Source organism: Rasiella sp. SM2506, from assembly GCF_050859505.1.
In the GTDB taxonomy this organism is placed as follows: domain Bacteria; phylum Bacteroidota; class Bacteroidia; order Flavobacteriales; family Flavobacteriaceae; genus Marinirhabdus.
Genome location: NZ_CP193934.1, coordinates 1291088 through 1317071, shown reverse-complemented (window position 1 = coordinate 1317071; position 25984 = coordinate 1291088). Strand labels below are relative to the sequence as shown.

The 25984-nt window shown below is 38.6% G+C and carries 19 protein-coding genes; 6 read left to right on the top strand and 13 right to left on the bottom strand.

The window, feature by feature from the left end; genetic code table 11:
• Positions 1-63: 63 nt before the first annotated feature.
• The 3 genes from ACQ2HF_RS06000 to ACQ2HF_RS05990 form a co-directional block, all read right to left on the bottom strand.
• On the bottom strand, positions 64-2229 hold the full coding sequence (locus tag ACQ2HF_RS06000; RefSeq protein WP_432412620.1) for a T9SS type A sorting domain-containing protein: 2166 nt from the start codon (positions 2227-2229) through the stop codon (positions 64-66).
• A gap of 103 nt (positions 2230-2332) precedes the next feature.
• Positions 2333-3877, bottom strand: a complete 1545-nt coding sequence (locus ACQ2HF_RS05995) for a glycine--tRNA ligase (RefSeq protein ID WP_432412619.1) — start codon at positions 3875-3877, stop codon at positions 2333-2335.
• A 234-nt stretch (positions 3878-4111) separates the two neighbouring features.
• Positions 4112-4993, bottom strand: a complete 882-nt coding sequence (locus ACQ2HF_RS05990) for a hypothetical protein (protein WP_432412618.1) — start codon at positions 4991-4993, stop codon at positions 4112-4114.
• Positions 4994-5077: 84 nt separating this feature from the next.
• Between ACQ2HF_RS05990 and ACQ2HF_RS05985 the strand changes: the two genes are divergently transcribed.
• Together ACQ2HF_RS05985 and ACQ2HF_RS05980 are read left to right on the top strand one after the other, a co-directional pair.
• The gene (locus ACQ2HF_RS05985; RefSeq protein ID WP_432412617.1) at positions 5078-5740 is read left to right on the top strand and encodes a ComF family protein; all 663 of its coding nucleotides are present in this window, start codon (positions 5078-5080) and stop codon (positions 5738-5740) included.
• A gap of 67 nt (positions 5741-5807) precedes the next feature.
• Positions 5808-7463: an Ig-like domain-containing protein gene (locus ACQ2HF_RS05980; protein WP_432412616.1), complete on the top strand. Its 1656-nt coding sequence runs from the start codon at positions 5808-5810 to the stop codon at positions 7461-7463.
• Here ACQ2HF_RS05980 and ACQ2HF_RS05975 read toward each other — a convergent pair.
• The 4 genes from ACQ2HF_RS05975 to ACQ2HF_RS05960 form a co-directional block, all read right to left on the bottom strand.
• The gene (locus tag ACQ2HF_RS05975; protein ID WP_432412615.1) at positions 7450-8232 is read right to left on the bottom strand and encodes an amidohydrolase; all 783 of its coding nucleotides are present in this window, start codon (positions 8230-8232) and stop codon (positions 7450-7452) included. The genes ACQ2HF_RS05980 and ACQ2HF_RS05975 overlap by 14 nt on opposite strands.
• Positions 8233-8302: 70 nt before the next feature.
• Entirely contained in the window at positions 8303-8773 is a 471-nt protein-coding gene (locus ACQ2HF_RS05970) for an ankyrin repeat domain-containing protein (RefSeq protein WP_432412614.1), read from the bottom strand.
• A 93-nt stretch (positions 8774-8866) separates the two neighbouring features.
• Entirely contained in the window at positions 8867-11086 is a 2220-nt protein-coding gene (katG, locus tag ACQ2HF_RS05965; RefSeq protein WP_432412613.1) for a catalase/peroxidase HPI, read from the bottom strand.
• A gap of 140 nt (positions 11087-11226) precedes the next feature.
• The gene (locus ACQ2HF_RS05960; protein ID WP_432412612.1) at positions 11227-12366 is read right to left on the bottom strand and encodes a methionine aminotransferase; all 1140 of its coding nucleotides are present in this window, start codon (positions 12364-12366) and stop codon (positions 11227-11229) included.
• Between the two features lie 99 nt (positions 12367-12465).
• Between ACQ2HF_RS05960 and ACQ2HF_RS05955 the strand changes: the two genes are divergently transcribed.
• Entirely contained in the window at positions 12466-14697 is a 2232-nt protein-coding gene (locus ACQ2HF_RS05955; protein WP_432412611.1) for a response regulator, read from the top strand.
• Between the two features lie 160 nt (positions 14698-14857).
• On the opposite strand, the gene ACQ2HF_RS05950 is transcribed toward ACQ2HF_RS05955, so the two are convergent.
• The 5 genes from ACQ2HF_RS05950 to ACQ2HF_RS05930 form a co-directional block, all read right to left on the bottom strand.
• Positions 14858-15604: a succinate dehydrogenase/fumarate reductase iron-sulfur subunit gene (locus tag ACQ2HF_RS05950; protein WP_432412610.1), complete on the bottom strand. Its 747-nt coding sequence runs from the start codon at positions 15602-15604 to the stop codon at positions 14858-14860.
• 24 nt (positions 15605-15628) lie between these two features.
• On the bottom strand, positions 15629-15883 hold the full coding sequence (locus ACQ2HF_RS05945) for a four helix bundle protein (protein WP_432412609.1): 255 nt from the start codon (positions 15881-15883) through the stop codon (positions 15629-15631).
• 179 nt (positions 15884-16062) lie between these two features.
• The gene (locus tag ACQ2HF_RS05940) at positions 16063-18078 is read right to left on the bottom strand and encodes a fumarate reductase/succinate dehydrogenase flavoprotein subunit (RefSeq protein ID WP_432412608.1); all 2016 of its coding nucleotides are present in this window, start codon (positions 18076-18078) and stop codon (positions 16063-16065) included.
• A gap of 11 nt (positions 18079-18089) precedes the next feature.
• Entirely contained in the window at positions 18090-18785 is a 696-nt protein-coding gene (locus tag ACQ2HF_RS05935) for a succinate dehydrogenase cytochrome b subunit (protein WP_432413057.1), read from the bottom strand.
• Positions 18786-18941: 156 nt separating this feature from the next.
• The gene (locus ACQ2HF_RS05930) at positions 18942-21791 is read right to left on the bottom strand and encodes a WD40/YVTN/BNR-like repeat-containing protein (protein WP_432412607.1); all 2850 of its coding nucleotides are present in this window, start codon (positions 21789-21791) and stop codon (positions 18942-18944) included.
• A gap of 182 nt (positions 21792-21973) precedes the next feature.
• On the opposite strand from ACQ2HF_RS05930, the gene ACQ2HF_RS05925 reads away from it, so the two are divergent.
• Complete coding sequence (locus ACQ2HF_RS05925; RefSeq protein WP_432412606.1) at positions 21974-23266, top strand: aminopeptidase P family protein; 1293 nt, start codon at positions 21974-21976, stop codon at positions 23264-23266.
• 66 nt (positions 23267-23332) lie between these two features.
• Here the strand turns inward: ACQ2HF_RS05925 and brnQ are convergent, their stop codons facing one another.
• Positions 23333-24628 carry a branched-chain amino acid transport system II carrier protein gene (brnQ, locus tag ACQ2HF_RS05920; RefSeq protein ID WP_432412605.1) on the bottom strand — a complete coding sequence of 432 codons (1296 nt, stop codon included), beginning with the start codon at positions 24626-24628 and terminating at the stop codon, positions 23333-23335.
• Between the two features lie 11 nt (positions 24629-24639).
• Between brnQ and ACQ2HF_RS05915 the strand changes: the two genes are divergently transcribed.
• Positions 24640-25491, top strand: a complete 852-nt coding sequence (locus ACQ2HF_RS05915) for an alpha/beta fold hydrolase (RefSeq protein ID WP_432412604.1) — start codon at positions 24640-24642, stop codon at positions 25489-25491.
• A gap of 61 nt (positions 25492-25552) precedes the next feature.
• Positions 25553-25795, top strand: a complete 243-nt coding sequence (locus ACQ2HF_RS05910; protein ID WP_432412603.1) for a hypothetical protein — start codon at positions 25553-25555, stop codon at positions 25793-25795.
• Positions 25796-25984 lie beyond the last annotated feature (189 nt).

Below are 25984 nucleotides of genomic sequence, written 5' to 3'. Positions count from 1 at the left end.
ATTTTGTAAAATTAAAAAGGAGGCGCAGTTGCGCCTCCTTTTTTTATAAACATATAGAGCGAATTATTTTACAATAATTTTCGCAGTTTTTTGAACTGCTCCTCTTCCAACATTAACTAAATATACACCTGCTGCCATATAAGACATATCAAGCTTGTATGAATATTTATTATTTTCATTAACTATATTGTTAAATACAATTTGCTTTCCTGTTACATCGTACACTGTAAGAGGCAGTACTTTATCGTAGGTAGTGTTAAGTACAATATTGAATACTTTATTATCCTTAGAATACACTATAAGTTCAGAATTACCAATCTCTAAGTCGGTTACAGAAAGTATTTCACCCTGATTTCTTATATTTTCTCCATAAAAATCATTAGGCTCAAAATTGTCACCAGCTAATTCTGTACGAGCTTCAATTCTATATAATTGATTAGTTCCGGACAAATCTGCTGGCACGGTAAAAGTATAGGTATCTGTTGCTCCTGGAGCTATTGAACCACTATATGTTTCAGATACCGCAGTACCGCCATCAACATTATAACTTACTGGAATACTTGTTTGAGCAGTTGTCCCATAATTTTCTATTGTTACAGTAATTTCTTCTGAGGCTGTAAGTTCCCCACTGTCTGGTGTAATATTAACAATAGCAACATCATTTGCAGCAATAGGATTATTTAAGTTAAAAGCTCCTACTACATCACGACGGTTTGGGTTGAAATATTCAGCAATATGCCAAAAATCTCTATCACTAACTGGATCTACTGTTAGGTGAACATAATCTGCTACTCTACTACCAGAACTATTGGAAGTACTCTGTGCGATTAAACTCTCTGCAATAGTCATATTGCCTACTGGGTCTCCATTTAATCTACCTGTATACCGAATAGACAAACTTTGGGCTGTACTTACTGAAGAATATGCCATCCCTATGTTTCCATAGATATCCATGGCCATACTTGCAGAAAATGCGTGACGGATAGGATCTCCTGTGGTGTACGTACCTTCTTGAAAAATAGTCCAAGGTTGTCCAGCCGCGGTTTGACGAAGTTCATACCATCGTACTCCTGCTAGTTCTCCTCCTGTTGGATCTGTATCTACAACCCAGTTTAATACAAGTGAATTGTAATCTAAAAATTGTCGGTATTGCATTTGGTTCATCACAGTAGCCTGTAATGCATCTATACTAACTCCGTTTGGTTGTTGTAGGTTAGAGAAACTTCCATTGTCAAACACTCCAATAAAATCTGCAACATCCAATTGTTGTGGCGATGAGATTGTAGAGTTTGAAGGCGTTTCCCAATCTGTATTGATAGTCCACAATTTTATATGGTCGTTGGACACTCCAGACCAGGCGTCGTCTTGCATATAGGCAACGGTAAAATCACCAAACTCAGGATGAGAACCTGCAGTTACGTGAGAACCTTGAGGGCTATAAAATCCAAAAGTTGAAATTCCTCCTAGTTGAAAATCCTGAAACTGAGCAGCTTCTCCCACTAACATCTTCTCGCGTTCTACAGCATACACTCTACGAGTACCAACATTTGCAGTTACATAATAACCATCTGGCCATACAGAAAATTTAGTATAATCTGGAAATGATCCTGTGCCAAATCCAGTTGTATATACATACCAGCCATCGTTTACTGGGTCTGGACCTTGGGAAACTGCAACGTTAAATCCATTAGGATTGCTGTCAAATTCTGTAATCAAAAAGCGATCTGCTAATTGATCATAAATAATAATAGGGTCTCCAATGGCGTTCCCTGGGAAAATACTAGCCAAGGATGCCTCTGGAGTTAAAGGGTTCCCATCACGATCAAAAATACGGAAACTAAAGTTCCATGCTGCCACATAATGGTTAGGACCAATAGCTCCTGTTGGATCAGTAACACCAGCCTGTGGAGTTGTATCTGCATCAAAAGTTAAAAAAGGCGCACCCCCTTGGCGCGTTGGCGGATTGGTTTGTAAGGCCAAATCTGGACCACTACTTCCCTTTCCAGGAACAATAGGATTTAAATACTGGCGTTTAGGCGGGGCTTCACGGTATTCCGTCTCCGCAGGCACAAAGCTTCCATCTTGAATTTGTTTTGCAATACTTGGTACAATAATAGGATCTGCTAGAAAACCAGAACCACTTGCGCCTTGTACGCCTGTCTGTTGGGCGTATAAAGTAGTTCCAACAACTGCCATTAACAAAGACAATAAAGTTAATTTTAATTTCATTAGAATAGTTTTTTTTAGATTAATTCTTAATAAGTCGTTAAAAATACGAAAAAAAACCTATTCTAGTAAAATAAAAGTCCCTTAAAATGAAGGGACTACTCTATTATATCGCTATACTTTTAAGCCAATGTTCATAAGAAACTTTCTCTTTTAATATTTTTGAAATTTCAACAATAGGTATTCGCACTTGCTCCATAGTATCCCTGTCTCTAATTGTGACTGTTTGGTCTTCTTTAGTCTGATGATCTACGGTAATGCAAAATGGTGTTCCTGCAGCATCCTGGCGCCTGTAACGTCTCCCAACAGCATCCTTTTCATCATACAGTACATTATAATCCCATTTTAGGTCTTCAATAATGTCTTGAGCAATCTCTTGTAAACCATCTTTTTTAAGTAATGGCAAGATTGCTGCTTTTACTGGCGCAAGAATGGAAGGTAATTTCAGGACTGTCCTTACACTTCCATCCTCTAAGGTTTCGTCTTGCAAAGAATTGCTTAATACTGCAAGGAACATTCTATCCAAACCTATGGAAGTTTCCACAACATACGGGGTGTAATTTTTATTTATTTCTGGATCGAAAAATTGCAATTTCTTGCCGCTGTGTTCTTCGTGTGCTTTTAAATCGAAATCGGTTCTGGAATGAATCCCTTCTAATTCTTTGAACCCGAAAGGAAAGTTAAATTCAATATCTGTAGCAGCATTGGCGTAGTGCGCCAATTTTTCATGATCGTGAAAACGATAATTTTCCTTACCCATTCCTAAAGACAAGTGCCAGTTGAGACGTGTTTGTTTCCAGTACTCATACCATTTCATCTCTTCGCCAGGGCGTACAAAAAATTGCATTTCCATTTGCTCAAACTCACGCATTCTAAAAATAAACTGTCGTGCAACAATTTCATTTCTAAAAGCTTTTCCCGTTTGTGCAATTCCAAATGGGATTTTCATCCTCCCCGTTTTTTGCACATTTAAAAAGTTAACGAAAATACCTTGAGCGGTTTCTGGCCGTAAGTATAAGTCTGTAGCACTTTCGGCAGAGGCGCCTAATTTGGTGCCAAACATGAGGTTAAACTGCTTCACGTCTGTCCAGTTTCTTGAGCCTGTTTCAGGATCGGCAATTTCTAATTCTTCTATAAGGGCTTTTACATCTGCAAGATCTTCGGCACCCAGCGATGTTGCCATTCTGGTTAAAATCTCTTTTTGTTGTTCGCGATAGCGTACCACTCTTGGATGGGTTGCTACAAATTGAGTTTCGTCAAAAGCATCGCCAAAACGTTTTGACGCCTTTGCAATTTCCTTTTGTGCTTTCTGCTCTAATTTTTCGCAGTAATCTTCCAGCAAAACATCTGCTCTGTATCTTTTTTTGGAATCTTTATTATCTATAAGTGGGTCGTTAAATGCATCTACGTGACCGGAAGCTTTCCACGTTGTTGGATGCATTAAAATTGCGGCATCTAACCCTACAATATTTTGATGCATATGCACCATACTTCTCCACCAGTATTCGCGGATATTCTTTTTTAATTCTACCCCATTTTGTGCGTAATCATAGACAGCACTTAAACCGTCATAAATTTCGCTGGAACCAAATACGTAGCCATACTCCTTTGCGTGCGATACTACTTTTTTAAAATGATCTTCGTTTGCCATGCCGCAAAAATAGGAAATAACCTTTTTACAAAGTAGTGTGACGCTTTATTTTTTACTTGTAACCACTTAAGAAGTAAAACCGCTACGCTGCCTGTCGTGACTCCAACTTGCACATCTCTTGGCAAGCAGGCTAAAAGAAATAAACACCTTAGTTGGACAGAAATTTAATTATAAAAAAACCCGAACATAGCTGTCCGGGTTTTTATAAGTACTCTTCTTTAGGAGCTCACGTTTTTATTTAAGCTCCATAGTTGTTGTTGCTATCTGTCTGCCGCCATCATATATATTGATAATATACCTACCTTCAATTAAATCTTCCTCCTTGGCATCTACCATAGTACATACATCCAGCTCTTCGTTTTCATAATAAACATTTACAGACTTGCTGTAATTAAGCACTCCATTTTCGTATTGATGAACCCCTTTTTCGCCCAAAATGTTATTTTTAGGATTGATAACTTGCACAAAAAATGTTCTATCTCCTGCTTCTGCCACAGCGTTTGGAGCTAATTGGAAACACGCTCTAACTTTATCGGCACGACTGCTTCGTCTTGTATCTACTACTTTTCCGTTAGTTCTAACAATTACTGCTTCTCCGCGTAAATCTGTTGCTTTTACAAGTGACGCTCTTTTAACGGTTTCTGAAAGTGCTTCATTTTGCATATTTACAGAATCTACCACCATAATGGTTTTGTTTAAAACAGAACTAGTGCTATCTCTTTCAACTACCAACCTATTATTTGCTGCAATCAAGCTATCGGCTTTTCTGAACAATGCCGTACGCTCGTTCTTTAACCTACCCACCTCAACTTTATATCGTTGAATAAGTCCTACATTGGCTTCGGAATCCTTTACGGAATCTAATAAAATCTCAATTCTTTCCCTTGCAGCTAAAAGATCGTTGTCTTTTAACTCATTATCTTCTATAATCTCGTCGTAATTTGCGATGAGTTCTTCTAATTCGGTTTCAATCTCAATTTTTTGTTGCTCTAAGCCTGATACCGTATTTTTACTATCATTATAAAGTGTAACAGTATAAACAGCAAGTCCTATTAATAAAACAGACAGGACGCCTACCAACACTTTAAATTTTGAACTATTATTTTCTGTAGTCATGGTATTTGTGTTTGTAATTAATCGGCTAAAGTAGTAAGGTAATTCCATATCAATTGTTTATGAAATGGTAAAAAATATTAAATTATGTTAAATATTTTGTTTCCAAAGGCATGTGGAGGTTGTAATCGTAAGCTCTTGAAGGGTGAAAACACACTATGTGCTTCCTGTATCCACGCCCTTCCCATATTAGGTCACCACGATACCGGAAGCAACGTTATGACAGCAGTTTTCTACGGAAGAGTCCCTATTGAGCAAGCCACCGCACTGCTTAAGTTTAATAAAAAAGGAATTACCCAGGAACTATTACACAATCTTAAATATAGAGGTCAAGAAAATATTGGTATATTTTTTGGAAAATGGCTGGGAGCCGAATTAGCCGAAAAAGAAAGCTATACATCTATAGACTGCATAATTCCCGTTCCAATACACAAACTAAAAAAAAGAAAACGTGGCTACAATCAAGTAACAGGCTTTGGACTAGAAATTTCCATAGCGCTGCGAAAACCATTTATAGAAGATGTATTATTAAAAACTAATAAAACAAAATCACAAGTATTCAAACAACGCTTTACGCGTTTTGAAAATCCAGAGGTATTTAGTATTCATAATAAAGAGAACATAAGCGGAAAGCATGTGCTATTGGTAGACGATATTATCACTACAGGAGCCACTCTGGAAAACTGCGCCAGCCAATTGCTAATTGCCGGTGCTTCCAAGATAAGCTTAGCAACAATTGCGATGGCATAAAGTAACTTCATAGACAAACTTGCGTTAATCAGTACATACCCTGAAAAATCTTGCTATTTTTACCGTCTTGAAAAAACTACGAAACATATTATATCCCGTTAGACATAGGCTGCTATATATTCCTATTGCGCTATTGTTTGCTCTGTCTTTTGTAGATTGTGCCAAACGCGGTAGTCCATCGGGCGGATTAAAAGACACCCTTGCTCCCGTTATCGTAAAAAGCATACCAGAAAATTATTCTACAAATTTTGAAGGTAATGAAATACGTATTTATTTTGACGAATATATAAAACTTGTAGACATTCAAAAAAACCTGATTGTTTCCCCTCCGTTAGAATACCAACCCATTATCACTCCACTTAGTACGTCTAAACAGCTTCGGATTAAAATTTTGGATACGTTGCGTGAGAACACCACCTATTCTTTCAATTTTGGGAATAGTATTGTAGACAATAATGAGGCGATTGAATTTCCGTACTTTAAATATGTGTTTTCTACCGGGAGCTATATAGATAGTCTTCAGCTTAACGGAACCATAAAAGATGCACTGCTTCCTAAGGCCGAAAATCTTGCAAGTGTTCTTTTGTATGAAATAAATGAAACATTTACAGACTCTGTAATTTTCAGCAAAAAACCTATGTACATAACGACTACCCAAGATAGCACAGGCACTTTTCAGTTTACCAATTTAAAGGCCGGCAAGTATGTATTAGTTGGACTCAAAGAAAAAAGCAATGATTATATCTTTCAGCCAAAAAATGATAAAATTGGTTTTGTACGTGACACCGTTACGCTTCCTACAGACAGCACTTATACTGTAACTCTTTTTAAGGAAATACCAGCATATAAAATGGCCCGACCCACCCACATTAGTAAACATGAATTTATTTTTGGGTACGAAGGCAACATTGATAGTTTGGTTCTGGAACCTATTTCGATCCTCCCCAAGGATTTTACCGCTATTACCTATCGCGATACCGAGAAAGATACTTTACACTATTGGCACAAACCAGCTTTTGATAGTGAAGTTACAGACTCTCTATTATATGTAGCAAAAAACAGAGGTGCCATAGACACGTTAGAGGTAACTATAAAAAGCCTTTTTGTAGACTCGCTTAAAGTTAGCATCGTTAAAGGTGGAACGCTCACGCCAAAAGACACCTTTCAACTTCAGTTTAACACACCTTTAGTTTCTGTAGATGAAACACTTTTATCTATCTTGGACAAAGATTCCATAGCAGTTCCCGTACTCGCACGAAAGGACACGCTCTACAACAAAACCCATATTATATTTGAAAAAAAACCAGACCAGCGATACACTATAACAGCACTTCCTGGAACGTTTACAGATTTTTTTGAAGCCACCAACGACACACTTAGCTATTCGGTTAAAACGAAGGCTGAAGACGATTATGGAGTCATTCGGTTAAATTTAAAGAATGTAACACAAGTACCACTACTTATTGAAGTGGTTGACAATAAGTTTAATATAGTACAAACTACAAAATTGGCTAACTTTTCTGAAGCTGAAAACGAGCTTACATTTCCGTATTTAGAACCTGGAATCTATTATGTACGTGTAGTTTTTGACACGAATAAAAACGGTATTTGGGACACCGGAAATTTTCTAAGGAAAGAACAGCCCGAACGCGTATTATATTATGGCGAAGCTATTGAAATACGTGCCAATTGGGATTCGGTATACACCTTTACTCTAAATTAAAAACATCCCTGTCGTTTAAAAACTGAAGATGGCTTCGGTTGTCTTCTATATGTTTCTTAGACAAGGCAATGGTTTCTACAAATTCAGTTTCATAATCCTGCGTTGAAACGTGCTCTCCCAGCACATCGTAAGCAGCACTATGTCCTATGTAATTATGACCATTTCCATCCAAACCAACTCTATTAACACCCACACAATAACTCATATTTTCAATCGCACGGGCTTTCAGTAATGTATCCCAGGCTGTAATCCGTTTTTCAGGCCAATTGGCAACATACAAAAGCAAATCGTAATCTTCGGTATTTCGTGCCCATACAGGAAAACGAAGGTCGTAACAAACCAAAGGACAAATACGCCAACCTTTATAATCTATAATAACTTTATTTTGTCCGGCCGTATACGTTTTGTGCTCTCCTGCGAGCGTAAAAGTGTGTTTTTTAGTATAGGTTTCAACAGCTTCCTCCGCTGTTATAAAATAGAGTCTATTGTAAAACAATCCATTGTCTTTTACGATGATGCTCCCGGTAATCGCACAGTTTTTTTCTTTGGCGAGTTTCTTTAGCCAGCTTACAGTTAAACCCGTTTCTTCTTCGGCATTGGGTTCGGCATTCATAGTGAAACCTGTGGTGAACATTTCAGGAAGTACGATAAGATCTGTTTTGTTTATAACATCTCTAATTTTCTCCTCAAACATAGTTCTATTCGCCTCTGGGTTTTCCCAGTGCAAGTGTGACTGAATGATGGTTATGTAAAGTTGATCTTTTTTCAAAATTTTAATTTTTGATGTAGGTTTACCTGAATACAGGTGCTCTAAAATAATTGCTCCATCGTCGCAGCACCTAGTTTTCCAACAATGCTATCACAACTGTTAATCCCTGCATTTTTGCATGATCTAACGCGGTGTTCCCACGGTCATCTTTTGCAGTGGTATCGGCACCATTTTCTAATAACATTTTTATAATGTCAACTTGTTTAAAAGTTGCTGCAAAAATAAGCGCAGTAGCTCCGTTAAAATTACTGGTATTTACATTGGCTTTGTGTTTTAAAAGCAATGCCGCTAGACTATCATACCCTTTAAAACACACACCCATAAGAGCTGTATTGCCACTGGCATCTTGAGCGTTGATGTTCTGAGGGAATTTTAGAATTTCTTTGGCGATTTCCTCAAAACCATAATACGTAGCCAATAGCAAGGGCGTACTTCCTCGGGCATCTTTTTCATTCACCCACGATGGGTTTTCCTTTAGCAAACGGCTCACCGCTGTTACCTCTTCGTTTCTAATAGCATTAAATAATTCTGAAATTTCCATAGGTTTTAGATTGTCATAAATATAAAAAACAAAGCAACACGAGTGGTGCTGCTTTGAGAGAATTTTAAAATCTGTTTTTGACTTAGCAGAAATCTACTTCAAATCAAAGCGATCCAGGTTCATCACTTTATACCAGGCCGCTACAAAATCTTTTACAAATTTATCTTTTGCATCTTCACAACCGTAAACTTCAGCGACTGCTCGTAGTTCGCTATTTGAACCAAAAATAAGATCGGCTCTTGTTCCAGTCCATGTTATACTGCCCGTTTTTCTGTCACGCCCAGCAAATACCTGGTCATTATCTGAAGTTGCCTTCCAGGTAATTCCCAAATTCAAGAGATTCTTGAAAAAATCGTTTGTTAATGCGCCTTTATTCTTTGTAAAAACTCCATACGAAGAACCGTCATAATTTGCTCCCAATACGCGCATACCCCCTAGAAGGACTGTCATCTCTGGTACCGTAAGGGTCATTAAATTGGCTCTATCTATTAGCAATTCTTCTGGAGAAATTTCTTGAGTATCTTTTACATAATTCCTGAAACCATCTGCAACAGGTTCTAAATGTGCAAAAGAATCGACATCTGTTTGTTCTTGCGTTGCATCTCCTCGTCCTGCATTAAAAGGAACCGTTAGATTGTGTCCCGCATTTTGAGCGGCTTGCTCCACACCCACGTTTCCAGCTAGCACAATCACATCTGCTAATGAAACTTTTGAACTATTATTTTGATTGAAATCTTTCTGAACTTTTTCTAAAGCATCCAACGTATCTGAAAGTCCTGCGTTCACTTTCCAGCTTTTCATAGGCTCTAAACGAATGCGAGCACCATTGGCACCACCTCGCATGTCACTATTTCTATAGGTAGAAGCAGAAGCCCACGCTGTAGTTACTAGTTGAGAAATAGAAACTCCTGAATTTAAAATGATTTTCTTTAATGAAGCCACATCACCATCGCCAATTGTCGATATTGAATCATCTGAGATGGGATCTTGCCATAATAACTCTTCTTTGGGCACTTCAGATCCTAAATATCTAGAAACAGGTCCCATATCACGGTGCGTTAATTTGTACCAAGCACGTGCAAAAGCATCTTCAAACGCTGCATGGTCTTCATGGAAACGTTTCGAAATCTTTAAATACGTTGGATCCATTTTTAATGCGATATCTGCTGTAGACATCATTAAATCCTGTGTTTTGGACGCGTCATGCGCTTGCGGAGCTTTTTTCGCATTTGAAGCATCGGTAGGTCTCCATTGGTGAGCGCCTGCCGGGCTTTTGGTTAGTTCCCAATCGTAGTTTAAAAGTACGTCAAAATAATCGTGATCCCATTTAATAGGGTTTGGCGTCCAGGCACCTTCTAAACCACTTGTAATAGTATCGTCTCCACGACCCGTTCCCATTGTATTTATCCATCCTTGACCTTGATGCTCAATTCCCGCACCTTCTGGCTCAACACCTACATATTTTTCGGCATCTCCAGCTCCGTGTGCTTTCCCGAAAGTGTGTCCTCCAGCAATTAATGCTACCGTTTCTTCATCGTTCATCGCCATACGGCCAAAGGTCTCTCTAATATCACGGGCAGAACCTAGTGGATCTGGTTTTCCGTTAGGGCCTTCTGGGTTTACGTAGATTAATCCCATATGAGCTGCAGCTAATGGTTTTTCGAGATCTCCATCTTCGTAGCGCGCTTCGTTTCCCATCCATTCAGATTCAGAACCCCAATAGACATCTTGTTCTGGCTCCCAAACATCTTCTCGCCCTCCAGCAAAACCGAATGTTTTAAAACCCATAGATTCCAAGGCGCAATTCCCTGTTAAGATCATTAAATCTGCCCAGGAAATTTTCTTTCCATACTTCTGTTTTATAGGCCACAACAGCAAACGTGCTTTATCTAAATTTCCATTATCCGGCCAACTATTTAAAGGCGCAAAACGCTGATTTCCAGTATTTCCACCACCGCGACCGTCTGTTACTCTGTAGGTTCCCGCACTGTGCCAGGCCATTCTAATAAACAAGCCGCCATAGTGACCATAATCTGCTGGCCACCAGTCTTGCGAATCGGTCATTAGATTTATTACATCTTGTTTTAAAGCGGCAAAATCTAAACTATTGAATTCTTTCGCATACTCAAAATCTGTTCCCATGGGATTAGACTTTCTATCATTTTGCCTTAGGATATTTAATTTCAATTTGTTGGGCCACCATTGCTGATTTGTAGTTCCGTTTCCTGCAGCCTGTCCCTGAATGTTTCCAAAATAAGGGCATTGTGCAGCACTTCCGTCATTAATTTCCCACGCTTCACCTTTCGTATTCATATCGCTATATATTTTTGATTTTTATAATTTTTGGAATCCTAAAAATACACATTAAAAACTGCACTCCATTTAAATGCTATCGGTTGTATTCATTTTACGATTGACAAAACTTATAGCTCGAGTGGTAAATAATAAGAGTTTTAAATTGAATTTAGTATTTCCGCAGCTTGCTTTAGGGTAGCCTCAGTTTTGGCAAAGCATACCCGTAATTGCTTAAAATCTTGTTTTTCGGTATTAAAAACTGATGTAGGAATGGTTGCAACACCAAACTCTTTCGTTAGTCTTTCAGCAAAAACAACATCGTGCTCGTTGGTAATTTCAGTATAATCCAACAACTGAAAGTAAGTGCCTTTAGACGGAATAATTTTAAATCGTGAAGATTTCAGTAGTGACATAAAATAATCTCGCTTCTGTTGGTAGAAATCTGCTACTTTAAGATAATGAGACGGTTCTTCCAAATAGGTTGCCAGCGCTTTTTGTAGAGGGGTATTTACACAAAACACGTTGTATTGATGCACTTTCCTAAACTCGTTCATGAGTGTTTGGGGAGCCACGCAATACCCCAATTTCCATCCGGTAGTATGAAATGTTTTACCAAAAGAGGCTGTAATAAAGGTTCGTTGAGCAAGAGAAGTAAATCTTGCAGCACTTTGATGCACTTCTCCGTCAAAAATAATATGCTCGTATACTTCGTCACTAAGCACCAGCAAATTATTTTCTTCAGCAATGGTTTGTAATTGCAGCATATCCTCTTTGGTGAAAAGCATTCCGCTGGGATTGTGAGGGCTGTTTACCAGTATCATTTTAGTTTTAGGAGAGATTTTAGACCTTACTACGTTCCAATCCGGCCTATAAAATGGCGCACCTAACTGCACAGGTATCACTTTTCCTCCAAACAATGCTACCGAAGGTTCGTAACAGTCGTATGCCGGTGTAAAAATAAGAACCTCATCCTCCTTTTCAATGGTTGCAGCAATTGCCGTAAAAATAGCCTGGGTAGCTCCTGCGGTGACGGTTATTTCGGTATTGGGACAGTAGTGTTTGCCGTGGAGATTTTGTATTTTTTCTGAAATTCGTTCACGCAATAGTAGATCTCCAGGCATTGGAGCGTATTGATTGTGACCATCTCTCATCGCCTTGGCAGCCAGCTCAATTAAGGCGGGGTCGCTTTTAAAATTCGGAAATCCTTGCGAAAGATTTATGGCATTAAAATCTGTCGCCATCTTGCTCATAACGCTAAAAATAGTTGTAGAAACGCTAGGTAATTTACTGGTTAACATAGTTTATGGTTTATAAATTGATGTAGGTGCGTGTGTAATAGTAATCCAGATGTCATTCAAAATTAGTATCTTGCTCCTCCAAACCTACTTAATTTATTAATGGAGAAACTACTTTTTTTCTTCTTTATCTTTTTGTCTCAGCTATTCGCCATTCCTACAATGGCACAAGAAGATACTATACAAAACTTTGAAAACAGTAAGCTTAAACAATTAATAGACTCTTCTGAAATTTATTACAATTCAGGAAACTACAAGAAGTCTATGGAGGTGAATGTAAAAATTTTAAACCAGGCTTTCGAATTGAATGATCCCACATTAATACATAAAGGGTATCGTTTTCTGGGATATGATTTTATGGCTTTGAAGGATTTGAAAATGGCTAAGGATAATTTTGAAAAGTCTGAACGCTATGCTATTGAATCCAAAAACGACACGGCATTAGCGATTACCTATATGGATTTGGCCAACCTCTATTCATTTAATGAAGGCAGTTTTGATAAAGCGATGCGGTATCATAAAAAATCTATTAAAGGATTTGAAAAGATAAACGATTCTGCTAGTTTGGCAAAAGCCCATTTTAATACAGTGATTACCGCCTTTGATGCCGAAAAGTACAAGCGTGGTTTGTACCATTTACTTAAAGCAGATGAGTTAAAGGGTAAAAACAGATACCCGTCTTTTGAAGCAGGAATTAAGAATCTATACGCAAGGTTTTACGCTCAGAAAGGTGAGTTTGTCAAAGCTGAAAAAGCCTACTTAGAAGCCATAGAAATTGCTGTGGCTAATGAGTTACCTTCGGAGTTACAAGATGCCTACGAGGGCTATAGTGGTGTTTTATTTAGCACCAATAGATTTAAGGATGCCTATGAAATTCGAAAAAAATACGAAGAGTCTTTATTAAAAAACCTGGAGATCGCAAAATCTGCTGCATTTGGAAGTGCTTCCTCAAAGTTTCAAATTTCCGAATACCAAAAGACTGCCGAAGACGCTCGCTTAAAAAATAAATTACAGGCAGAACTCATGCTTACCAAAAGCCGAACCAATACCATTTTATGGATTGTTTCGGGAATTGGTCTCTTGGGGGTACTCTATTTATGGTATGCCTACCGCCGAAGAAAACAATTGGTAAAAAAACTTCAGATAAAAAATAAAGAATACTTACTAGCCAAAGAAAAAAGTGACAAGCTCACCAAAGAAAAAGCTAAGTTTTTCTCTACGGTAAGTCACGAATTGCGAACACCACTCTATGGAGTTATTGGCTTAAGCACTATTTTACTGGAGAATAAAGAGTTAAAAAAACACGAAAAAGACTTAAAAGCGCTCAAGTTTTCGGCAGATTATTTACTCGCACTTATTAATGACGTGCTGCAAATGAACAAGTTGGAAAGCAATACTTTTAACGATGATGCTGTGGCCTTTAATCTACGTGAGTTAATTGAAACCATAGTTTCGTCATTTGATTATATGTGTGTGCAACACCGGAATGAAATTGACGTACACATTGCAGACGATATTCCACAATTATTAAAAGGTAGCTCTGTTCGCCTTTCCCAAGTCCTCATGAATTTAATTGGTAATGCCTGTAAGTTTACGGAAAGCGGAACCATACAAATACTTGCTACTATTTCCAACGCTAGTGAAAAAACCGTATTAATTACTTTTACCGTTAAAGATACTGGCTCTGGTATTGCAAAAAATCAACTAGAAAGCATTTTTGACGAGTTTTCGCAAATAGAATCCAGTAATCGGGATTTTCAGGGATCTGGACTTGGCCTTCCTATTGTAAAGAAACTTTTAGAGCAGGCAAATAGTACTATTACGGTACAAAGCCAGCTGGGTAAGGGTAGTACTTTTAGTTTTAATTTATTATTTGACGTACTCCAACAAGACAAAGCGCAGAATCCCGCACCAATTGTGGATACTTCAAAATTATCTAATAAATCCATCTTAATTGTTGAGGATAACCATATTAACCAAATGGTTACCAGAAAAATATTGGAAAAGGAAGGCGTACATTGTGAGATTGCCGAAAATGGAGAAGAAGCCATTATAATGATTAAAGAAAACGACTATGATTTAGTTCTAATGGACATTCATATGCCTCTTAAAAATGGCATTGATGCCACTCAGGAAATTAGAACCTTTAATACGACCATACCTATAATAGCGCTTACCGCTGTTGAAGTTGACGAAATACGGTACCGTATTTTTGAATGTGGAATGAACGATATTATTGTAAAACCTTACGACGTTGCTACATTTAGGAACACGATCGCAAAAAACTTACTGGTTAGAGATATTCAAAACCAGATTAAAATAAAGGCTGTTTAAAAAGCAATCGTATCATTTGATAACATTTTCTTTATAGGGGTATAAAAGCTGTTTTGAGAAAACGAGATTTTTTTGTTGCTTATCACATCATCCTCACCTTAACTACAGAACCCCAAGTTTTAATAAAACTTGGGGTTCTTAAAGTATCATTTAGAACAATTTATCCTTTCAAAGAAGCTGAAAGGTATTCTCTATTCATTCTGGCGATATTTTCTAAAGAAATTCCTTTAGGACACTCCACCTCGCAAGCACCCGTGTTCGTACAATTTCCGAAGCCTTCTTTATCCATTTGTTCTACCATATTTAAAACGCGTGTAGTAGCTTCTACCCTACCTTGAGGCAATAATGCATATTGGCTTACCTTTGCTGAAGTAAATAACATAGCGCTCGCGTTTTTACACGCTGCAACACAAGCTCCACAACCAATACAGGTTGCTGCGTAGAATGAATCGTCTGCATCTTCTTTTTCTACGGGAATCGTGTTAGCATCTATCGTATTTCCTGAAGTATTTACTGAAATATAGCCACCCGCTTGCTGAATTCTATCAAAAGAGCTGCGGTCTACCATTAAATCTTTAATTACTGGAAATGCTTTCGCTCGAAATGGTTCAATAACAATCGTATCTCCGTCATTAAACATTCGCATATGTAATTGGCAGGTAGTTACCAAACGATCTGGCCCGTGAGGCTCTCCGTTAATTTGCAACGAGCAACTTCCGCAGATACCTTCTCTACAATCGTGATCGAAGACAACTGGCTCTTCTCCTTTATTAATAAGCCCCTCGTTTAACACATCTAGCATTTCTAAGAAAGACATATCTTCTTCTACGCCGTCAATGGGATAGGTTACCATTTGCCCTTTGGCTTTTGCATTGGCTTGGCGCCAGATTTTTAATGTTAACTTCATATTTTATATGTTAACTGTTAAAAGTTAATCGTTGTTTAGTCTTCGCTTTAAATAGTTGATATATCCATTTAAAATTGCTAAACAACTATTCACTTGTTTTTTATATATTTCCAAGGCTTCTTCCGAAATGTATGTTTCATCAAAAGCTGTAATAAATTGGTCTATCAACTCGTGCAATGAACCTCTCGAGATTCTGCGATACTGTATATTTTTTCTATGATGAAAGCGACCATAACCTTCAACAATATTGTGAGTAACATATCTAGATGCTCTTCGCATCTGAGAAACTAATTCATATTTCTCAATATCTTGGGAAGGTTTTAATTAAATCTTTAACATCGTTACGAAGTTTTCTTGCCTCCTGCCAACATTTAAGATCTTCAAAACTTTCAATTTTACTCATTATTTCAAATTATATAAAAATCTACGTTTAACTTTTAACAGTTAAATGTCAACCCTTACTTATAAGACCTAGTCTTCAACTCAATATTTTCAAAAATCAAGTCTTCTTTGTGCAGTATGGCATCTTTTGGTTCTCCTTTGTATTCCCAAGCTGCTACATACTTAAAGTTTTCATCATCACGCAATGCTTCTCCTTTTTGCTCTCCACTAGTTTCTACACTTTCTTCACGGTAATGACCTCCAGCCGATTCGTTTCTATGTAAAGCGTCTTTTGCGAATAATTCTCCTAATTCCAGAAAATCTGCTACACGACCTGCTTTTTCAAGCTCTGTGTTCATTTCTTTTGCGGTTCCAGGAATTTTTACATCGGTCCAAAATTCTTTTCTTAATTCGGCTATTTCAGAAATAGCACTTTCAAGGTCTTTTGCATTACGGGACATCCCGCATTTGTTCCACATAATTTTTCCAAGTTTCTTATGGAAATAATCTACAGAATGTTTCCCAGAACCGCTCATTAATTTTTGAATTCTATCCTGAACATCCTTCTCTACAGCATCAAATTCTGGCGTGTCGGTTGGTATTTTACCTGTCCTAATGTCATGGCTAAGATAATCACCAATGGTATATGGCAATACAAAATAGCCATCTGCCAGTCCTTGCATTAAGGCAGAAGCCCCTAAACGGTTGGCACCGTGGTCCGAGAAATTTGCTTCTCCGGCACAGTAACAGCCTTCTATCGTAGTTTGTAAGTTGTAATCTACCCAAAGCCCACCCATCGTGTAATGCACGGCAGGATAAATCATCATTGGGGTTTTATATGGGTTTTGATCTACAATCTTCTCGTACATCTGGAACAGGTTTCCGTATTTGTTCTCTACAACGGCTGCTCCTAATTTGTATATTTCTTCTTCACTAGCATTCTTGATCCCATGGACTAATGCTTCTTCTTTTCCGTAACGGCTAAAAGCACTGGCAAAATCAAGATATACAGCTTCCCCTGTTTTATTAACTCCAAAACCAGCATCACAACGCTCTTTGGCTGCTCTGGATGCTACATCACGCGGCACCAAATTTCCAAATGCTGGATAACGACGCTCCAGGTAGTAATCTCTTTCTTCTTCGCTAAGCTCGGTAGGTTTCTTTTTGCCTTCGCGAATAGCTATGGCATCTTCTTTTTTCTTAGGTACCCAAATACGTCCGTCGTTTCGTAAGCTCTCGGACATTAATGTTAATTTAGACTGGTGATCTCCAGAAACCGGAATACAGGTAGGGTGAATTTGTGTGTAACAAGGATTCGCAAAAAAAGCGCCTCTTCTATGTGCTTTCCAGGCTGCTGTTACATTACTTCCCATGGCATTGGTAGAAAGGTAAAATACGTTTCCGTAGCCACCAGTTGCCAATACTACTGCGTGAGCACTGTGTCTTTCAATCTCGCCGGTTACTAAATCTCTTGCAATAATTCCGCGCGCTTTACCGTCTATCTTTACAATGTCCAGCATTTCATGACGATTGTAAGGCTTTATTTTTCCACGGTTAATCTGGCGATTCATGGCGCTATATGCTCCCAACAACAATTGTTGTCCGGTTTGTCCTTTTGCATAAAAGGTTCTTGAAACCAGAACACCCCCAAAGGAGCGGTTGTCTAACATTCCACCATATTCGCGTGCAAAAGGAACTCCTTGTGCTACACATTGGTCAATAATGTTTGCCGAAACCTCAGCAAGACGATAGGTATTTGCCTCACGAGAACGGTAATCGCCACCTTTTACAGTATCGTAAAATAACCGGTAATTACTATCTCCATCTCCCTGATAATTTTTTGCTGCATTAATTCCTCCTTGTGCTGCGATGGAGTGTGCACGACGCGGAGAATCCTGATAGCAGAATGTTTTTACGTTGTACCCTAACTCTGCCAGAGTTGCTGCTGCACTACCTCCTGCCAAGCCAGTTCCAATAACAATTACGTCTATATTACGTTTGTTCGCTGGATTTACAAGGTTAATGTTGTTTTTATGATTGGTCCACTTTTCGGCTAAGGGTCCTTCGGGTATTTTAGCATCTAATATTGACATAGCGAACGTTTTTAATGTGGAAGTTGATTTAAATGAAGGTATACTGCAATGAAAATGAATCCCGCAGGAATCACAATTGCATATACTTTGGCAAACTTGGTCAATGCTTTCGAGTATTTGTTATTAAATCCAACACTCTGAAAAGACGACGCAAAGCCGTGCCATAAGTGAACTGCTAACAGTATAAAAGCAAGTACATACAGTCCTACGCGAACAGGGTTTTCAAATTTATGAACTAGTTCTTCATAGTACCTAAAACCAGAGTTTACATTATCGGGATCTAAAAGACCACTCATATCTCCTTTGAAGTATTTTACATTCAGTTCTGGCGCCCAAAAATCGTAAAAGTGCAGTCCTAAAAAAGCTAAAATTACAAGCCCTGAAATAATCATATTTCTGGAAGCCCAAGTTGAATTGGTATTTCCTTTATAGGATTTATATTTAATCGCTCGCGCGTTTCGATTTCTAATTTCCAGAATAAAACCCATCACAAAGTGAAAAACAACTCCGAAAATTAAAATGGGTTGCAATACTGCTTGCACCAGCAAATTAGTACCCATAAAATGGGACCAATTATTGAATGTGTCTGGATCAATAACAGAAGTTAGATTTATGGTAAAATGTTGTCCTAAAAAGAAAACTAAGAACAGGCCTGAAAGTGCCATGGCAACTTTTCTGGCGATGGAAGAGGATATTATTCCCATTATGGTTGTGTTTTCAAAATTTTGAACTACAAAAATACGGCTCACAATGCATTCATACAAACATTGAGAGCCGTAATATGGTAATTTAGAACCAATATGAAGTTAAATTTTGTTTAAACTTGCTCCACTATGATTAAACAGGCCAAAGATGGTAGGGTTCTATTTTAATTCAAACGGTTGGGAAGCAACTTTACTGTTCATCATCACTTTTATTTTATACATTCCTTTAGGGAGATATGTCACTCCGTTATCGGCTTGAGAAATTTTCAGGTCTTTATTTTCCAGTGCTTTTTTCCCTTTTGCTGAAAGGCTTACGTCATATTCAATAATATTCACTCCTTTTTTAACTTCCGCTTTAAGTGAATGTACCTCGGCTCCTTCTTCAGTTGTTACTAAAATTTCAGCAGTGCCACTCGCAGGGGCATATACCTGAAGTTGCACCGAAGGCTCATTCATAAAGTCCCCAAATGCATTAAAACCAGAACTGCCCCAACGTCTCGAAACCCGCATAGAAGGAAGTTCGGCCAACAGCAAATCGTTCATTCTCTCTGAAGAGATGTGTTGTAACAAAGCAATATCTGCCACATAAATAGAGCGACCGTGCGTACCCACTACCAGGTCTTTATCCCGCTTTTGAATGGCAAGATCGTGTACAGCTACATTTGGCAATCCTTCAGCAAACGTCTCCCAAGACTCTCCCTGATTAAAGGAAACATAGGCACCGTTGTCGGTTCCCAAATAGAGCACCTGCTCGTTTTCAGGATCTTCTCTAATCACATTCACAGGTGAAGTGGGTAGGTTATTGGAAATATTTTTCCAGGTTACCCCATACGTATCACTCATATATACATAGGGTTTAAAATCGTCCCATCGGTATCCATTCAAGGTTACATATACCCGTTCTTTTTTATGTTCTGAAGCTATCACGCGACTTACCCACAAATCTTTTGGAAATGTAGCAGAAATATTTTGCCACGAAGCGCCGCCATCTTTGGAAACCTGCACCAATCCATCATCACTTCCCGTGTAGAGCAATCCAAATTGAAAAGGAGATTCTGATATACTCGCTAAGGTCCCATACGCTACATTTCCTTTCTTACCGCCATGGGTTAGATCTGGTGAAATGGCTTGCCAATCGGTTCCCTGATTCATGGAACGCATTAATTTATTGCCGCCCAAATATAAAATATCCTGATTATGAGAGCTTAATAAAATAGGTGTTTGCCAATTAAAACGATATGGATTTTCACCCAGTTCATGTTTGGGCTGGATATAGGTAGTTTCGTCTGTTTTTCGGTTTAATCTAAAGTAGTTCCCAAACTGAAATCCCGTGTAGACTATATCACTATCCCGATTATCAATCTGAATTTGCATTCCGTCACCCCCCATAATAAAATCATACGGATATTTACCATCCTGCATCCAACCAGGATTTTCTTCAGCAGTATGAGCGCCAACCCATACACCGTTATCCTGCAAACCACCGTACACATTGTAAGGCTCTTCGTTATCTACATTGATGGCATAAAATTGTCCAACAGCTGGCTGATTGTTCTTAATCCAATTTGCACCATCATCATAAGTTATGTTCACGCCACCGTCATTTCCATTAATAAGATGACCTGGCATCTTTGGATTAATCCACAACGCGTGATGGTCTGCATGTACGTTGGGAGCCGAAATAGATGTAAATGTTTTTCCACCGTCTTTAGATTTCAGGATAGGAACTCCATAGATATAAATCCCATCTTTGTTAGAAGGGTCTACGTGTATTTTTCCGAAGTAATATCCATAGCTGTAATAGATTCCGTCCAAATACCCGTCGTGTGTTTTATTCCATGACTTACCACCATCGGTGCTTTTATAAACTTCGGCTCCAATAACAGGTGTATCAAACAACATGCTATTGGCATCTTCAAGATATTTGGCTAAGTCTGCTGGCTTTACACTTCCACCGCGCACCATGTTTTTTACATTATCAGATTTGTATTTTTCCTGAAAGCCGTTGTTTCGTAAATACGCATTTAATTTTTTATCATCCAACGCTAAGAATTGCGAAGACGTCATCGTTTTAAACTGCTCTTTAGAGAATTCATCATTGTCGGTTTTCTTTTCTTCGTCCGCTCGTCTTGCCTGGTTATCGTGAATGGCATACACCGTATTGGCATCATACACCGCCAGACCAATTCTACCTACACCATCACCTGTGGGAAAACCACTAGCTGGGGTTGACACTTTTTCCCACGAGCTACCACCATCTGTACTTTTGTAAATACCACTTCCAGCTCCATTACCGCGGAAATCCCACGCTTTACGGTCTTTATCCCAGGAGGAAGCATATAGTAAGTTGAAATTATTAGGATCTGCGTCCATTTCGATAATCCCGCTTTGATCGTTTACAAAAAGAGTTTGTTTCCATGAGTTTCCCCCATCGGTAGTTTTGTAAACGCCGCGTTCACTATTGGTAGAATATAACCGCCCTACTGCCGAAACGACAACCTCGTCTGGATTGTTTGGATTGATAATAATTTTTGAAATATGATGGCTGTCCCGCAATCCCATATTTTTCCAAGTTTTTCCATTATCTACAGATTGTAGCAAACCTATTCCGGCATAACTTGAACGGGATGCGTTTACTTCTCCAGTACCTACCCAAATGGTACTATTTTTCCAATCTACGGCCAAACTCCCTACATTTTGTGTTTCACTTGTATCTAGAATAGGTGTAAAGGTGGTTCCGTTATTTTTGGTATGCCACACCCCGCCACTTGCGTAGCCCACATAAAATTCGATTGGATTGTTTGGATTTACCGCCAGGTCTACCACACGACCGCTCATAATGGTAGGGCCAATGTTTTTAAACGGAAGGTTTTTAACTAAGGAATTTTCGGCGAGCTTTGATTTTTGTTGCAAGCCTTGTTCCACGTCACTTGCTGAGGTTGCAGGCTGCTGGGCAAATAGTACGGCACTTAAAAGCGCTGTAAAAAGAAAGACAATTTTTTGTTTCATGGTTGGGTTTTTAAGAAGGTACAAAATAGTGAATTTGCGGAGTGTTTGCAAGGTGAGTATAAAGACCTTTCAGGTTTTCAAAACCTGCTAGGTCTTTCCGTAAGATTTTCAGTATTTTTGAATACAAGAAATATATACTAAAACAGTTTCCCACCTTTGTGGGAAAGAAAATAAAATTTTCCATGAAATACCACCCTATCTCTTCAAACCTTTACATTAAAAACCGTAAAAACTTTATGGCAAAGATGAAACCATCGAGCCTGGCGGTTTTCAACAGCAACGATATTTATCCAATTAGTGCAGATAGCACCATGCCGTTTCAACAGGCAAGGGATATTCTATACTTGAGTGGTGTAGATCAAGAAGAGAGTATTTTGGTTTTATTTCCAGGTGCACCAAACCCAAAACACCGGGAGATTTTATTTTTAAAAGAAACGAACGATCACATTGCCGTTTGGGAAGGTGAAAAATTGACCAAAGAAAAAGCCCTGGAAACCAGCGGTATTAAAACCGTGTATTGGCTTAAGGAATTCGACAAGGTATTCTATGAAGTCATGACTCAATGTGACACAGTATATTTCAACACCAATGAGCATTACCGCGCCAATGTAGAGACCGAAACCCGGGAAGCTCGTTTTATTAAAGCTACCAAAGATAAATTTCCTGCACACAGTTGGGCAAAGAGCAATCCAATCTTACAACGACTGCGCTCTGTAAAAGACCAGATTGAATTGGATTTAATGCAAACCGCTTGTAATATTACTGAAAAAAGCTTCCGTCGCGTCCTCGATTTTGTAAAACCAGGCGTTTGGGAATACGAAATTGAAGCCGAATTTATGCACGAGTTCTTACGAAACCGTTCCAAAGGTTTTGCCTACACACCCATTATTGCCAGCGGAAACAACGCAAATGTGCTTCATTATATTGAAAACAACCAACAATGTAAAGACGGCGACCTTATTTTAATTGATGCAGGAGCAGAATATGCCAATTACAGCAGTGATATGAGCCGCACCATTCCTGTAAACGGAAAATTTACCAAGCGCCAACGCGACGTATACAACGCAGTAAACCGTGTGAAAAACGATGCTACCAATATGCTTGTCTCAGGAACACTTTGGGCAGCATACCATGTGGAAGTTGGTAAATTGATGACCAGCGAACTCCTAGGTCTTGGACTCCTAGACAAAGCCGACGTGCAAAACGAAAATCCAGATTGGCCTGCTTACAAAAAATACTTTATGCACGGTACCTCTCACCATATTGGTTTAGACACCCATGATTATGGAATCCTTTGGGAGCCTATGGAAGCCAACCAAGTATTTACAGTGGAACCAGGGATTTATATCCCAGAGGAAGGTTTTGGAATTCGCTTAGAAGACGATTTAGTGATTCAAGAAAGTGGCTCGCCTTTTAACTTGATGCGAAACATTCCAATTGAGGCGGAGGAGATTGAGGATTTGATGAATTCTTAAAAAAAAATTCACCTCTACGAAGGAGGGGTCACATAATAATGAAACCCAAATACCAACGGAGTCTATTTACTTAGCTGTAATTTCTCCGGTATTCCTTCCTCGAAATAACTCGAAAAGGTTCACCAAAACGAAAACAAATAAAGCAGGCAATACCCAACCCATACTGTACTTAGATAATGGAATGTATTCTTTTAATGCGTTTACGGAGTCTTCTGCAATAAAAAATCCTAAAAAATCTGGGATGCTAAAAAGAAAGGTAACTAAGGCTACGGCTCTAAATACCGTAGTAGAGGCAAAACGTTCTGGCAATGTATTTAATATAATAAGGACAATGGTAATGGGATAGATAAACATTAAAGCTGGCAAGGCGATGTCTATAATATAATGTACGTCAAATTGGCCAATCGCTACGCCCAGTACACAGCCCAAGACTGCTGTAATTATGTATGCTGTTTGTGAGTTTTTACAAAGTCCTTTTACAAAATCTGAAGTTCCTGTAATAATACCAACTGCCGTGGTAAAACACGCCAAGGCTACCAAAATTCCTAAAAACGCGGTTCCTATTTTTCCTAAGGTACTTGTACTTAAAAGCTGTAATAATTCGGTTCGGTTTTCAACCTGTAGGGTTGCGCTATAATAAGCACCTAGCGCTATGAGCCCGCCGTAGATAGCGAAAAGACCAATTCCTGCCAGCAATCCCGATTTGGCAATCATTTTCTTTTTTTCTTCGTAATTATATTTTCCTTGTAGAGCCAGAGAGATCACTATCACTCCTCCCACCACGACACCACCAATGGCATCAAAAGTTTGATACCCTTCCAGAATTCCAGCAGAGAGTCCGTTATCGAAAATGGAAGCTTTCATGGCTTCAGCATCCCCAAAAAGACCAATACCTATTATACACAATAGCAGGATGATTATGAAAGGTGTTAGAAATTTACCAATGAGGCTAATGATTTTTGTTCGGTTTAAAACAAATACGAGCACTATGGCAAAATAGATAGTACTTAACCATAGAGAAGACAATTCAGAATAGGGTTGCACGGCCATTTCGTAGGTAACCGAAGCCGTTCTGGGAGCGGGCAATGCAACCGAAATAGCATACACAATCACACAATACACCAACGCCACGGCAGGAGAAATCTTTTTTGCAAAATCCAGCATCGTCCCTTGGATTCGCGCATAGCCATATATTGCCATGATGGGAATAACAACAGCGGAGATTCCAAAACCCAACAATACCCAAAACCAATCCTCACCTGCATTGTAGCCCAAAAAGGGAGGGAGAATTAAATTTCCGGCTCCAAAGAATAATGAGAACAGCGCAAAGGCGGTTAAATAAGTCTGTTTGTTAAAATCCATATAAAGTTTAAGTGAAAATTAGTCTCTCTTTAAGTTATGCTTCATTTTTGTGGCGTATAAACGCCCCCGAAGATATAAAAATGATTTTCCACCACAACAACTCCTCCATTTATTACACCAGTGAAGGTTCTGGTCCAGCAATTCTATTGTTGCACGGCTTTCTGGAGAGTAGTACTATGTGGTCGAAAATTGCCCCAACATTCTACAAAACACACAGAGTAATTACATTGGATTTTCCTGGTCACGGAAAAAGCACAACTGTTTCAGGCATACATTCTATGGAATTGTTTGCTGAAATAAGCAGTGCCTTATTAGTGCATCTGGACATTAAAACATGTACCCTAATAGGTCATTCTATGGGAGGTTATGTGGCAATGGCGATGGCAGAATTAGTTCCGCACCAATTAGAAAAACTAGTATTGCTTAATTCCACGCCTGCCGAAGATTCCAAAGAACGAAAACTAAACCGTGAACGTGCTCTACAGTTGGTTCCCAAAGCTAAAGATGCTTTTGTGAGTATGGCTATTAGCAATTTGTTTGCTGAAGCTACCCGTGAGAAGTTTCCATCTGAAATTGAACAACTTAAAACTGAGGCATTAGAGATGACTGCTGAAGGGATAACTGCTACAATTTCAGGCATGAAAGACCGAAAAGATAGGACCGCTGTACTAAAAAATTTCCCGAAACCGAAATTTATGATCTGTGGCACTGAAGATCCCATTTTACCTATACAAGAATGTAAAATTGTCGCTAAGAACAGTAATACCAAGCTTTTTGAACTAGAAGGGGGCCACATGAGTCATTTGGCAAATTTTAACAAATTAAATAAAATTGTGCATTTCATCGAAAATAACTGCGTTTAATCGTTATTATTCATAAAAAAGTTTACATTTATCGTCTAACAACAAAAAAAACTGAACTATTATGGATAAATTCCCCACTTCTCCATTCTCATTGTTGAGCTTAGTTTGCGCAACATTTGGTCACGACTACGTTATAAGCCGAAAGGTAACGGACCATGTGAATGAATACACTTGTGTACATTGCAAAAAAGAGGTTGCAGACAATATGCAAGGCAGTGTTGAAATCTTAACTTTAAAGATTCGCAATGCGAATAATGCGTTAGCTTCGTTTTATGAAAAGAAAATGCAAAAAATTCCTGCATAAATTCCTGCATAAAGTCAATAAAACTATTTTAAATCAGCGCATTGGACTTAGGATAAATGAAATTTATTACCATTCATAATAGCTGAATTAAAAGAGTTTTGAGTGTTCTATATGGAAACAGCAAAAGACTAAAAATGGCTGCAAAAAGTTTGTGAAGTATAGCAAAATACTGGAAAAAGAATGACCAAA

Coding starts and splice junctions, on each gene's coding strand:
- ACQ2HF_RS06000 (WP_432412620.1), bottom strand. CDS start 2,229: ATGAAATTAAAATTAACTTTATTGTCTTTGTTAATGGCAGTTGTTGGA.
- ACQ2HF_RS05995 (WP_432412619.1), bottom strand. CDS start 3,877: ATGGCAAACGAAGATCATTTTAAAAAAGTAGTATCGCACGCAAAGGAG.
- ACQ2HF_RS05990 (WP_432412618.1), bottom strand. CDS start 4,993: ATGACTACAGAAAATAATAGTTCAAAATTTAAAGTGTTGGTAGGCGTC.
- ACQ2HF_RS05985 (WP_432412617.1), top strand. CDS start 5,078: ATGTTAAATATTTTGTTTCCAAAGGCATGTGGAGGTTGTAATCGTAAG.
- ACQ2HF_RS05970 (WP_432412614.1), bottom strand. CDS start 8,773: ATGGAAATTTCAGAATTATTTAATGCTATTAGAAACGAAGAGGTAACA.
- katG (WP_432412613.1), bottom strand. CDS start 11,086: ATGAATACGAAAGGTGAAGCGTGGGAAATTAATGACGGAAGTGCTGCA.
- ACQ2HF_RS05960 (WP_432412612.1), bottom strand. CDS start 12,366: ATGTTAACCAGTAAATTACCTAGCGTTTCTACAACTATTTTTAGCGTT.
- ACQ2HF_RS05955 (WP_432412611.1), top strand. CDS start 12,466: ATGGAGAAACTACTTTTTTTCTTCTTTATCTTTTTGTCTCAGCTATTC.
- ACQ2HF_RS05950 (WP_432412610.1), bottom strand. CDS start 15,604: ATGAAGTTAACATTAAAAATCTGGCGCCAAGCCAATGCAAAAGCCAAA.
- ACQ2HF_RS05945 (WP_432412609.1), bottom strand. CDS start 15,883: ATGCGAAGAGCATCTAGATATGTTACTCACAATATTGTTGAAGGTTAT.
- ACQ2HF_RS05940 (WP_432412608.1), bottom strand. CDS start 18,078: ATGTCAATATTAGATGCTAAAATACCCGAAGGACCCTTAGCCGAAAAG.
- ACQ2HF_RS05930 (WP_432412607.1), bottom strand. CDS start 21,791: ATGAAACAAAAAATTGTCTTTCTTTTTACAGCGCTTTTAAGTGCCGTA.
- ACQ2HF_RS05925 (WP_432412606.1), top strand. CDS start 21,974: ATGAAATACCACCCTATCTCTTCAAACCTTTACATTAAAAACCGTAAA.
- brnQ (WP_432412605.1), bottom strand. CDS start 24,628: ATGGATTTTAACAAACAGACTTATTTAACCGCCTTTGCGCTGTTCTCA.
- ACQ2HF_RS05910 (WP_432412603.1), top strand. CDS start 25,553: ATGGATAAATTCCCCACTTCTCCATTCTCATTGTTGAGCTTAGTTTGC.